9 protein-coding genes are annotated in these 11,668 nt (G+C 42.0%); 6 read left to right on the top strand and 3 right to left on the bottom strand.

The genetic code is table 11. The features are described from left to right. Nucleotides 1-92 precede the first annotated feature (92 nt). From DYU05_RS06860 to DYU05_RS06840, 5 genes are all read left to right on the top strand, one after another. A complete protein-coding gene (locus DYU05_RS06860) occupies nucleotides 93-812 on the top strand; it encodes an LOG family protein (protein ID WP_117382210.1) in 720 nt (239 codons plus the stop codon). Between the two features lie 6 nt (nucleotides 813-818). Next, the gene (locus DYU05_RS06855; RefSeq protein ID WP_117382209.1) at nucleotides 819-1,238 is read left to right on the top strand and encodes a hypothetical protein; all 420 of its coding nucleotides are present in this window, start codon (nucleotides 819-821) and stop codon (nucleotides 1,236-1,238) included. Between the two features lie 144 nt (nucleotides 1,239-1,382). Continuing rightward, entirely contained in the window at nucleotides 1,383-2,873 is a 1,491-nt protein-coding gene (locus DYU05_RS06850; RefSeq protein ID WP_117382208.1) for a L,D-transpeptidase scaffold domain-containing protein, read from the top strand. A 210-nt stretch (nucleotides 2,874-3,083) separates the two neighbouring features. Then, the gene (locus DYU05_RS06845) at nucleotides 3,084-3,935 is read left to right on the top strand and encodes a universal stress protein (RefSeq protein ID WP_117382207.1); all 852 of its coding nucleotides are present in this window, start codon (nucleotides 3,084-3,086) and stop codon (nucleotides 3,933-3,935) included. Between the two features lie 187 nt (nucleotides 3,936-4,122). Next, nucleotides 4,123-5,046 carry a LysR family transcriptional regulator gene (locus DYU05_RS06840; RefSeq protein WP_117382206.1) on the top strand — a complete coding sequence of 308 codons (924 nt, stop codon included), beginning with the start codon at nucleotides 4,123-4,125 and terminating at the stop codon, nucleotides 5,044-5,046. Nucleotides 5,047-5,056: 10 nt separating this feature from the next. Here the strand turns inward: DYU05_RS06840 and DYU05_RS06835 are convergent, their stop codons facing one another. The 3 genes from DYU05_RS06835 to DYU05_RS06825 all read right to left on the bottom strand — a co-directional run bounded on the left by DYU05_RS06835 (nucleotide 5,057) and on the right by DYU05_RS06825 (nucleotide 9,576). Further along, complete coding sequence (locus DYU05_RS06835) at nucleotides 5,057-7,570, bottom strand: YbcC family protein (RefSeq protein WP_205771814.1); 2,514 nt, start codon at nucleotides 7,568-7,570, stop codon at nucleotides 5,057-5,059. A 63-nt stretch (nucleotides 7,571-7,633) separates the two neighbouring features. Next, on the bottom strand, nucleotides 7,634-9,250 hold the full coding sequence (locus tag DYU05_RS06830) for a proton-conducting transporter transmembrane domain-containing protein (protein ID WP_117382205.1): 1,617 nt from the start codon (nucleotides 9,248-9,250) through the stop codon (nucleotides 7,634-7,636). Next, nucleotides 9,247-9,576, bottom strand: a complete 330-nt coding sequence (locus tag DYU05_RS06825) for a hypothetical protein (RefSeq protein WP_117382204.1) — start codon at nucleotides 9,574-9,576, stop codon at nucleotides 9,247-9,249. The genes DYU05_RS06830 and DYU05_RS06825 overlap by 4 nt, the downstream gene beginning before the upstream one ends. 417 nt (nucleotides 9,577-9,993) lie before the next feature. On the opposite strand from DYU05_RS06825, the gene DYU05_RS06820 reads away from it, so the two are divergent. Next, on the top strand, nucleotides 9,994-11,667 hold the full coding sequence (locus DYU05_RS06820; protein WP_117382203.1) for a peptidase domain-containing ABC transporter: 1,674 nt from the start codon (nucleotides 9,994-9,996) through the stop codon (nucleotides 11,665-11,667). The last annotated feature ends 1 nt before the right edge of the window (nucleotide 11,668 follow it).

Genomic DNA, 11,668 nt, shown 5'->3' with positions numbered 1-11,668 from the left:
CAAGTAATTTGACTTGCGTTGTCTTTTGATGTGATCTTCGTCATTTATCAGCGTCTGTAAAGTAGGCACCTTTATAGCAAACAGAAAATTTAATGGGCAGCACAGAAATACAGTTCCTGGACGGGCCGCACTCCAGATTAAAAGAGCTAAAGTTTACTATACAGACAATGCTGGACCTTATACGAGGCTTGCGTGCATTACACTTTGTAGGCCCATGTATTACCTTTTTTGGTTCGGCCCGCTTTAAAGAGGATCATCCGTACTATGACCTAACACGTAATGCGGCTGCGGCCTTTGCAAGGTTGGGATTTACTGTTATAACAGGAGGGGGGCCTGGCTTAATGGAGGCGGCTAACCGTGGCGCCAAAGACGCTGGAGGGTATTCTGTAGGATGTAATATTCAGTTGCCAGTAGAACAAATGCCCAATCCATACCTGGATAAATGGGTTTACATGAGCCATTTTTTTCTAAGAAAAGTATTGTTGGTTAAATACTCCTTTGCTTTTGTGGTGATGCCGGGTGGTTATGGAACACTGGATGAATACTTTGAAGCGTTGACCCTTATTCAAACCCATAAAATAAAGGATTTCCCCATCATCATTTTTGGTAAAGAATACCACAAAGAATTAATTGATCACATAGCAGTGATGAAGCGGGACGGAACAATAGGCTTTAACGATGAAAAGTACTTTTTGGTAACTGATGATATTGATGAAGCTAAAGCTCTAATTGAAGAAAAAAGCATAAAGAAGTTTGGTTTAAAGCCTAAAAGAAAGTATCAGCCATTTGGCTGGCTATTCGAAAAAAAGTAAATATTTATGGACATTACAAATACACTATCGGCTCGCTCTCTGCAATACTATGTTATGGCGAGACATTGGGAATCTGATCTGGAATTTTTCAGGATCGAGACGGATTTTTTGAGCCATCTAATCAATTATAACTTAAAGCTTGTAAAAGCAATTTTTGACACAAGTACCCTACGTTCACTTTTAGGTAAAATTAACCGGCTGAAACAAGACGAGCAAGCAGTAGCAAAGTTGCTTGCAGCGCAGTTGCAGCAACTGGAACTAATGGCTGAAGACATTATTCCGGAGAACGTTGATGAGGTTAAAGGTAAACAGGTGCATTTGGAGTGCTTAGTTGCCGGTTTATTAAAGGAATACCAGGCTGTAAAAAAAAGCCTGTTCGCAACAATTGAACACACCTTGAAAGAGAACAGAACAACCGTGGCCTAATACCCCCTATATATAACAATTGAAGTGAGGCGCCATAAGTATATGTGCGCCTTTTTAATTAGCGGCTTACATCAACTATTTGCGTGATGTGCATCATTATTTTCAAGTATCCCTTGGCAGACCTTTACATCATCAAAATTCAAGATGATGAAAAAGCAAATGAACATCGATAATTACCACAGCATAAACAAACAAGTTGATACTTTGCTGCTGGTATGCTTGTTCCTGGTAAGTTTAATGCTTACGTTAGTGGTAAGTACGACAGCTCGTGCTAACGGCTCTGATAAAATAGCAGATAAAGAACTTTCTGCTGAGATAGCTGCGCAGTTAAGCAGCGGAAAATTGCCTTTAAACTTTCCTCAGTCTGCAAAAAGATTTTATCAGCAGCGTCAATTTGCTGCTAACTGGCTGGTTTCTGAAAAAGATGCTGACCAAACATGGGCGGCCGTGTTAATGTTAGATTGTGTGTTGCAGTTTGGTCTTAATCAAGCCGATTATCACCCCAATGAATTGGTAGCCAGTAAACTTCACGACATATTGGAACGGCGCGCTGATGTGCCGCTGGTTCAAAAGGCCCGATATGAAATTATGCTTACGGATGCCGTATTGTCATTTGTCAATAACCTGCACTTTGGTAAATACAATCCCGACTATCCGGCTTCAAAAGTTGACAAAGGTGTACTGCCGTTTGATGCAATAAGCGTGCTTAACAAGGCTGTTTTAAGCAAAGACTTTATGGTAACCATCGTTAGCGCTCAACCTCAAAACCAACTGTACCAAAATCTTCAGGAACGGATGCATAAAGTAGCAGGGGTACAGGTAGGAGATTGTTACGAATTCCCGGAAGCAGAAGTGCGCAAAATGGCTCTTAACATGGAACGGTTAAGGTGGGCCGCATTGGATAGCAGCAATTTCATCCATGTTAATGTGCCATCTTACAAGCTCAGTTTTTACCATCAGCAAGCGGTGGATACATTTCGGGTAGTTGTAGGTAAGCCTGGAAACCCTACACCAACCTTAACAAGTGTTGTTAAGTATTTTACCACCGCGCCGGAATGGAAAGTGCCGCAAAAAATATTCAAAAATGAATTGTTGACAAAGGCAATACGGGACACCGCCTATTTAACAAACAACCACTATGCTATTTACAACAATGCCGGGATGCTGATAACTCCTAACAGAACCTATCTTTTAAAAATCAAGCAAAACCCGGCACGATACCATGCTACCCAGTCTGCCGGGTGCGATAACGCACTTGGGCAGATCGTATTCAGATTCCCTAACATTTATGAGATCTACATGCATGATACGCCACAGCAGGAGCTGTTTAAGAAGGATGCCCGCGCTTACAGTCACGGCTGTATTCGTGTGCAGCAAGCGGCTAAACTGGCCCGGCTTTTATTAGTGAATGATGGCCAGCAAGCAATGGTCAACAAAATGCTAACAGCAATAAACCAGGGTAACAGGAAGAACTTCAAATTAATTAAACCTGTACCTATAGCAGTAACATACCTTACCTGCGAGGTGATTGACGGAGAATATATTGCATATAACGATATATATAACCTCGACAATAGCCTTGATATGCTTATGTATAAAAAGGATGATAAAACGCTTAAGTTAAGTCAAAACTAGTACGATCTACACGCATACCAGCTCCGGTTACTGAGGGATTTACAGGTGGGTTAATAGTATCTGTATTATTCAGATTGGAGCCAGCTATGTTACATAGTTGCACAAGTTTCAGAAGTGATGTATATCACCGCAATTTTATGGCGATATATGACGGGCATCATTATTTAACAGGAATTTTCACAGCATCTTCGGAACGTAATTATCATTAACATGAAAACGATACTTGTGCCAACAGATTTCTCTCCGTCAGCCACTAACGCTGCAAATTATGCGCTCGAGGTTGCCCGGAAAGTTAAGGCAAACATAAAGCTTTGTAACGCCATAAAAGTACCGGAGGAAGCTGTGATGGCCGCACAGGTAGTATGGCCAATGCCAGACGCAGACGATCTGAAAGATAAATCTGACGCCGAACTCAATTACCTGGTTACAACCCTGGAAAGGCAATTGGATAATCAGGAGGAAGGATTTAGGCCGCATATTCATCATACAACAGGGTTTGGGGATGTAACCGACTTTGTAAGGAACCTGGTAAGCGATGATGATGTTAATTTGGTGGTAATGGGTATGTCGGGTGCAAATGTTTTTTCGAGATTTGCGCTTGGGAGCAATAGCCGTGAGTTAATTAGTAAAGCTGGTTTTCCATTGCTGCTGGTTCCTAAGGCCTACAAATACCGCCCGATAAAGAAGATCGCATTTGCAACAGATTTAAGCGAAGCCGACATTGACATCTTGCAAAGTCTGGCCGGCTTTGCAAGGTATTATAATGCTGAAATACTAATCAGCCATGTGTTGCAAGTACCCGATCAGGACCAAAAGCTAATCGATTCTTTTTTAAGTGATGTAACCTGTAAGGTAGACTATCCAAACATCTACTACAGAAGCTTGCAAAGTACCGGTGTAAACGAAGGGCTGCAATGGTTAACAGAAAACGGTATTATAGACATGATAGTAATGGTACATCGCAACAACAGCTTTTTTAATAGTCATTCCCAAAAACTTGCTGTAAATACCAAAGTTCCACTTATGGTATTGCCTGGTGAATTTAACAAGTTTTTGCTGTAAATTTTACAGGCAAATATCTGGTCACTAATCTGCTGTTGCTCTGTTTAGGTAGAGTCTTATCGCGCAGTTCCTGATTAGAACATCCCTGTTTATAGTCGTTTTTTGAATGCAGGCGACAACCGGTTATAACTTAAAGGCAGTTGTTTAAAATAAATTATATTAGCAGCGTAATCCATAAAAATAGTTTATGAAATATACACTGCACCAGCTGCAAGTTTTCTCTAAAGTAGTTCAGGCGCAAAGTATTACCAAAGCAGCAGAAGAGCTTTTTCTTACTCAACCGGGCGTATCCATACAGCTGAAAAATTTTCAAGATCAATTTGATATACCTTTAACAGAAGTTATTGGCCGACAATTATATGTGACTGATTTTGGGAAAGAAATAGCTGAGTTGGCCCAGCAAATACTTAACCAGGTAGAAGAAATTGACTACCGTACCAGCGCATTTAAGGGGAGGTTATATGGCCGGCTGAAAATGGCTGTTGTATCTACGGGTAAGTATGTGATGCCTTATTTCTTATCTGCTTTCATCAATGAGAATCCTTCAATAGAGCTCACAATGGATGTGACTAACAGGGCAGCAGTTATAAAAGCACTTGAAAACAATGAAGCAGATTTTGGTTTAGTTTCCGTATTGCCCGACAAACTAAAGATAGAAGAGGAGCTGCTGCTTGAAAACAAGCTTTTTTTAGTTGGTGATGCGGAAAGCAAGTTAGAGGTTCCGGCTAAAAACATACAATTACTGGAGCAACTGCCCATGATTTATCGGGAAGAAGGTTCGGCCACCCGAATGGTGATGGAAAAGTTTTTGGAAAAGAAGAAAATACATCTGAAAAAGCGGTTAGAACTTACCTCTAACGAGGCGGTTAAACAAGCGGTTATAGCCGGCCTGGGTTATTCGGTAATGCCGCTTATTGGTATCAGAAATGAGGTGCAGGATGGCGATTTAAAGATTATCCCAGTGGCTGATTTTCCGATCAGATCCCGCTGGCGGTTAATTTGGCTGAAAAACAAAAAATTGCCGCCCGTAGCTTCTGCGTACCTGGAACACGTACGCCAGCACAAGGCGGCAATAATAGAGAAGCACTTTTCCTGGATAGAAACAGTTTAACACTCCTGCGTTAGCAAGCTTCAGGTTGGTTTACTATTTCCCAAGTATAATTTCCGGTGTAGCGGTGCGAAACTTTACCTTCTGTATCCATCGCAAGTAGGTAGATCCAGTTGTTGTCACAAAGGTTTCGGACAGACGCGTGCTTTTTCAAGACATCATTCATTGCCTTTAGAGGAGCTTCGATAACCACACTTAAACGCAATGGCTCATGCTGATACTGGGCACCATCATGCACAGACTGCCACGGCAGGCCAATCCTTAAATCACCTGAGCTACCTTCTACTACACCTACGCCTGCTGTTATGTTATGTAGTGCCTTGTTACCTGATCCGAAAGTTTTGTTATCCGTGGTAGAGGCATAATACTGCAGATTTATCCAGCTGGTTACTACCATAGGAGCGGTCATAATCAGTTCAAGAACCTTAAAGTCATGATCCTTTTCCCATTCGTAAGAATGCAGAAAAGATTTTCCGCCGAGGTTTATTCCTTTCGTTCTTGAGCGCGGAGCCACCACAAAGGCCGAACAACCCGCTAAACCCCATTCCGGGCGTATCTGCGACCAATCTTTGCTCCGGGCCATTATTGCATCGTCTGCATCCTGATTAGGATCAACAGCCATTCTTAACAGCCTTTCTGCACGGGAAGCTTTGCCGGCAAGTTCGAGTGATATTTTTACATCTTTCCACTCTGCAACGCGGTCTGCAGGAAGGATGTATTCATTGTAAACGGTCACCTTGTCTGTTGTTGTATCATGTAGGCAGGCCATAAACATGGTATTTTCCGGAATGTAAATTCCTGACTTATTTAGCTGTTTTCTAACTAATTCGTCATTCAGTATTTCTGCAGCTACTTTAGCGTTAGCTTCACCCGTGTGCCCGCCACAAGCACCACAATCCAGCCCTGTTGCATGGGGATTATTTACACTTGTTGAGCCGTGCCCCACAATCAACACAAAAGGAGCGAAGTTGGAGGTTAGGGACATTGCCGTTAACGCATTTTTGGCCATTTCTACTTGTTGGTCCAATGGTATTCCTAATGTGTCTTTGCCATGCCGGGCATAAGATAAACTTACACGCGTTTTTGCGGAATTCGCCGCTGTTAACCCGGTGCTATCCGGATGGGGAACTGGTCTTGTAATGCCAAATGAATCGGTAAACAGTTTTGGCAGGTAAAACAACCCCATTGGGCTTACAAAACTAAAGCAGCTTACTGCACCAGATTTAAAAGACTTCCAAAGTTGATTTACCTGGTGTGTTAATATCCTTTTTGTTACCGCTTGTTTATGCAACTTATTTTCAGGGATTTCTTCAGCAATCACGGGCCCTGTTTTCAACAACACCGGGCATTGCGCCTGCCCCTCCTGTTGCCCTAGTGGAATATACTTTATAGGAAATGCAAAAAAGCCGGCAAAACCCAGCGTCTCAATGGCATTATCTACCAGCTCCATGTTTCTCCTGAACACCTCCGAGCGTACATCTATGCAAAAAATAGCATGTGCTTTCGGGGCGATAGCATACGGCCTTGCTGCTTGTTGTGAAGACTGCAACCTGGCTATCAATTTATTTTGCATGGCCAAGTCAAAAGCTTCCTGTAAAATAAGTTTCCGGGTTAAGCTGCTGTCAAGCTCACCCTTTATTGGTGCTAATGCAAGGTTAGCGCACACATCTCTCCATTGTAGTTGTATCTCAGTATCCTTTATTGTATTAAGCAAACATGCTTCCCAGCATATCAATATTGCCAGGAGTTCAACCAGCTTTTCGTCACCGTTGCCATATAGTTTGTTGTCAAAATCAACACGGGCAATATATGCTGCCCAGCCACCAACGCGCAATAGCAAGCGATGAAGGTATATAGAGAGTCCTTCTTCTGGTATGCCAAGGCTGCCTAGTGCAAATTGGGCAGCCTGCAGCGGGTTATCAGGTAAACTTTTTACAAATGCCCTAAAGCCGGCTAGTCCCATAATCTCCGGATTAAAATCCCATGCAGCTTCCTTTTTCCAGGAGGTGTATATACTTTCATCCGGGTTGGTAGTGGCCCAAATTGCCTGCCCCTGGTCAAAGTAAGTTGCAGCCCAAGCCGCCACTCTCGTGGTGACAAAGCGGCCCCAATCTTTTCCGGTGGCCTTACAAGCGGTATCAGCTACCGTTAAAATTATGTCTGATTGCTTTTCTGTATCATCAAAGTCCCGCAGCTTATTAAGGAAAACGTTTACATCAGATTTTTCATTGGGGTACTTTTTACTTAAAACTATCGCTACATCATTAATAGTTATCTGCTGTTCCTCCAGCTTTTTCAGATAGAAGCTTACTGGTAAGGTCATTTGTATACCTGCCGCTACAGCAAGGTCCTTAGCAGCGTCCGTAAATTTTAATTCGGTTAAACCCATGTAAGGGTTCACCGCAACAAAATGCTGTAACGACCATGCCGGGGCAATTTTTTTGCAAACCACGTTTAAAGCGTTAAACAAAGCTGTGGACGTGTGCTTCTGTAGTTCTGCTACATTATCTTCCATTATATTATTCATTGTTGTTGCAGTTAATGTTAAGGCTTACGCCGATTATTTAAGCGGGTATTGTTGCTGCTCGTGTTACTGCTTTTTACCCCTTATCAACCCCGATGATGTTTTCCCGGTAGAGTAGATGGTTAATGATCCAATCAGGCGGTCAAAAGCAGAGTTGACATATAATCCATTCCTGATGTGCAGCGCAATTGAGCGATAGGAATTTCGATTAGGGATTATGGGTGCAAGTATTTGTATAAGTACTGCGGCAGCAAACGCGCAGAGCAAAATGCTCATAAAGAGTTTTTGTGTGGCTGTATTTGGTCCGATCTCTGGAACTTCTGCTGCAATCAGATGATTGCTTAAAGCCTCAAGGCTAAAAAAGGCTACTGAAATCAACATCGTGATAAACCCTGCTCTTAACAGCAGGGCTGCGCTCCCGTTTGAATCTGTAACCGAGGTTAAAAGCCTGGAAAGCCCAAGTACCATAATTGCTCCTATTGCAAACAGTGAGAAGTGTTTAGTTGTATCTACACCCAGCATGCCTGCAAAACCTGTGTAAACAATTAAGGCAAGCGTTATCCCGATAATAATTTTAACAGGATTTCCTGTCCTTTTAACCGACTCGAATTTTGAAGCCCGCAGCACATCTATGGTGCTGCCTGATGATAAAAAGGCATGTGCTTTGTAAAATGAATGTGCCACAAGGTGAAGCATTGCTGCCGGGAATACGCCAAGGCCGCATACCAGTAAACTAAAGCCCATATGCGCGACGCTGGAGTAGCTTAACGCTGTTTTTATGGAAGTTTGGGTGAGGTACACCGCCGACGCAAACAATGCTGTAAAGCCTCCTATGCTTATCAGTAAAAGCGGGGCGTAGGTACTCGCGTGAATGATGAAGGCCATCCTGATGATTAAAAAAGGGCCTGCATTTAATAGGCCCGCATGTAGCAGGGCCGATACCGGCGTAGGTGTTTCCATCACTTCTATCAGCCAGCCATGTGTAGGGAATTGCGCAGATTTTAACATTGCAGCTAAGGCCAGAAAAACAGCAGAAGCTTCTACTTCACCGGGCAATGTACCATGTGCAAAATGTGCTTTAACCTGCTTGGATATGTAATTGAGGTTGCCAGTTCCAAACTCTTTATATAACAGGATAATAGCAATTATTAAACAAGCGTCACCTACACGGGCTATGATGAATTTTTTCCGGGCGGCAATAATTGCGCCCGGTCTATCAGGATAAAACAATAATAGCCGGTGTAAAAACACACTTGTTAATACCCAGCTAACTAAAAGTATCCCCAAATTACCCGAGAGAACCAAAAATTGAACGGAAGCGATGGTTGCCGAAAGCCTGCCGATAAAAATGCCTTGCTTTGCGTCGCCATCAAGGTAATTAAAGCTAAACTTTACTACCACAAAACTGATAAGCGCAATCATTGTGAACATGATAACACTTAGGGGATCAAAGCGCAAACTGATACCTAAACCTTCTGCCACAAACAAGTTGCTCTCCGCAGAGCCGGTTATAGTTGTTGTAATTGCAATAAATGCAACGGTAATTATAGCCAGCGTTGTTGCAATTAGGCTCATACGTTTAATTAACCTTAAGCTGGCGCCAAATTGCCGGTTAGCTACCATTGCCGTCGCCATAAACATTGCAGGCGAAACAATAACTACATTTAGTAAGTGTCCGTTCATTGCAGGTTGTTTTTTTTGGCGTTTTCAATAACTTCAATAAAAATTTCAGAGCTTATCCGCAAGGTGCTGCCTTGTTCCTGTGCTTGCCTTACGATGAGCTTTATAGACTCAGAAGCTCTATTTAGTTCCTGTATTCGCCTCAGCGAGTAAATATCAGGCTCGCCCGAGCGCTCTCTAATACTAAAGTTGCGGAGAGTATGGAAGTTTATCTTACCGGAGATAAGATTGTTCATTACATCCATAGCGTCACCGGGAGAAAAATCGCCTTTGATCAATTGATAGCGTTGGTCGGTTTTGGTCAGGTTTTCTAATTTTTCAGTTGTCATAAATTTTATTTTATGCAAAAGAGTAGATTTTAATACATAAGTTTTTATTTATGTTTTTAATGTATAGCATAGGATAAAATTATGGTTATATGCCGCGCTATGAAAACGTCAATAAGGATTAGAGATATAGTATGTATTTAATATGTTTATGGTTTGTATAATAAACATAAATTAAAGCAAATGCTTCGATAAGCGTATTTTTGCCGCAGATAGGGAACCAAATAGCAAGCGGATTTTTGCTTGCTACTTATTTAAAATACTTATCTTTTTTCAGATTTTAACTAAGCACAAAGGAGAGAATGAAAAGCCTAAAGCATCCTGAAGTTAATAGCCATTTAGATCGTCTGGTTCAATCAAATTATGGTTTATGGACTAATGAAGTTTGCATTGCAAAGCTTAATTTAATTGAAATTACCAATGGCTGAGAGCACATCTGTATCCGTAAAAAGCGCAACAAAAAAGCTATTACAGCTGGTTAATCTGGAACGCAAAGAAGTAAGCTACATATATTTTTTTGCAGCGCTTGGTGGTATAATACAACTATCGCTGCCTTTGGGCATTCAGGCCATCATAGGTTTGCTGTTTGGGGGGATACTTTCGGCGTCGTTAATTGTACTAATTTGCTTTGTAGTACTTGGCGTAATGCTTGCAGGTATTTTGCAGGTAATGCAAATGAGAGTATCTGAGCGCATACAGCAGCGTATATTTGCACGGCTTACATTTGCATATGCCTACCGCATTCCAAAAATTGATTTACTCAGTGTAGATAACTACTATTTGCCGGAGTTGGTGAACCGGTTTTTTGATACTGCAAGCTTGCAAAAAGGCCTGTCCAAATTGTTGCTTGACATTCCTGCGGCATCTATCCAGATATTGTTCGGTCTTATATTACTTAGTTTTTACCACCCAATATTTATTGTATTTGGCATTGTGCTGCTGGCAGTGGTATTAATTATATTTTATTTAACCAGCCCTAAAGGTTTACGAAGCAGTATTGAAGAAAGTGATTACAAATACCAGGTTGCACACTGGCTGGAGGAAATTTCAAGGGCAGTCAAGACCTTCAAGTTTTCGCAAAATTTCGGATTGCACCTTAAAAAAACAGACAAATTAACCGCCGGATACCTGGACGCGCGTACCGAGCATTTTAACGTGCTGATCTTACAATACCGTGTGCTCATCGCTTTTAAAGTGACCATTACTGCAGCTATGCTTATTATTGGTTCTTTGCTGCTTATTCGCCAGCAAATTAACCTTGGTCAGTTTGTGGCGGCCGAGATTATTATTATCGGAACGCTGAGCTCGGTAGAAAAGTTGATCGTAAGCCTGGAAACGGTTTATGATGTAATGACATCTATAGAAAAACTGGATAAGGTTTTACAAAAACCTCACGATCCAGAAAGTAGCAAATTAAGCATTACCGACGCGGACATGAGCCAATCTGTAGATATAAGCGTAGCCAATTTAAGCTTTGCTTACCAGGAAGGTAAGCAGGTGATAAACAATCTGTCTTTTGCTGTTAAACCAGGAGAAAAGGTGTGCATACGCGGGACCGAAGGAAGCGGGAAAACAACTTTACTGCGGGTACTGGCAGGATTGTACGGCAGTTACAAGGGCCAGATCTTAGTTAACGGAGTGCCTTTACAAAATTTACCGGCTGAGCAATGGCGCAGTAAAGTAGCGGTGTATTTTGCACGTGAAGAGCTGTTTAGCGGCACGTTTTGGGATAACCTTACTTTAGGCAACGAAAAAATTGGCATCTCCTCGGTCATTGAGGTTTGTAACCTGGTAGGCCTGGCAGACTACATTTCATCAAGAGAACAAGGCTATCAATCCATCCTTGATCCATTAGGGCAAAAGCTGTCTGACACGGCGGTACAGAAAATATTAATTGCACGTTGCATGTTAGCAAAGCCAAGCCTGCTGCTGCTGGAAAGCGGATGGCAAAACATAGAAGAGCCTTACAGAAGGTTAATTACGGAAAAGTTGATGAATGACAGAACATTTACCGTCATGGCCATAACCGACAATCCGGAGTTTATTAAAAGATGCGACAAGGTTATTGATCTGTCAACCACCCAAAAAGCTTAGT

Origin of the sequence: Mucilaginibacter terrenus (assembly GCF_003432065.1) — a bacterium.
Lineage (GTDB): Bacteria > Bacteroidota > Bacteroidia > Sphingobacteriales > Sphingobacteriaceae > Mucilaginibacter > Mucilaginibacter terrenus.
The sequence above is the reverse complement of the archived record's forward strand: the minus strand, read 5'-3'. Positions and strand labels throughout refer to the sequence as shown.

Excerpts from the sequence above, each read along its gene's own strand:
- DYU05_RS06860 (WP_117382210.1), top strand. The coding sequence starts at position 93 with ATGGGCAGCACAGAAATACAGTTCCTGGACGGGCCGCACTCCAGATTA.
- DYU05_RS06855 (WP_117382209.1), top strand. The coding sequence starts at position 819 with ATGGACATTACAAATACACTATCGGCTCGCTCTCTGCAATACTATGTT.
- DYU05_RS06850 (WP_117382208.1), top strand. The coding sequence starts at position 1,383 with ATGATGAAAAAGCAAATGAACATCGATAATTACCACAGCATAAACAAA.
- DYU05_RS06845 (WP_117382207.1), top strand. The coding sequence starts at position 3,084 with ATGAAAACGATACTTGTGCCAACAGATTTCTCTCCGTCAGCCACTAAC.
- DYU05_RS06840 (WP_117382206.1), top strand. The coding sequence starts at position 4,123 with ATGAAATATACACTGCACCAGCTGCAAGTTTTCTCTAAAGTAGTTCAG.
- DYU05_RS06835 (WP_205771814.1), bottom strand. The coding sequence starts at position 7,570 with ATGAATAATATAATGGAAGATAATGTAGCAGAACTACAGAAGCACACG.
- DYU05_RS06830 (WP_117382205.1), bottom strand. The coding sequence starts at position 9,250 with ATGAACGGACACTTACTAAATGTAGTTATTGTTTCGCCTGCAATGTTT.
- DYU05_RS06825 (WP_117382204.1), bottom strand. The coding sequence starts at position 9,576 with ATGACAACTGAAAAATTAGAAAACCTGACCAAAACCGACCAACGCTAT.
- DYU05_RS06820 (WP_117382203.1), top strand. The coding sequence starts at position 9,994 with ATGGCTGAGAGCACATCTGTATCCGTAAAAAGCGCAACAAAAAAGCTA.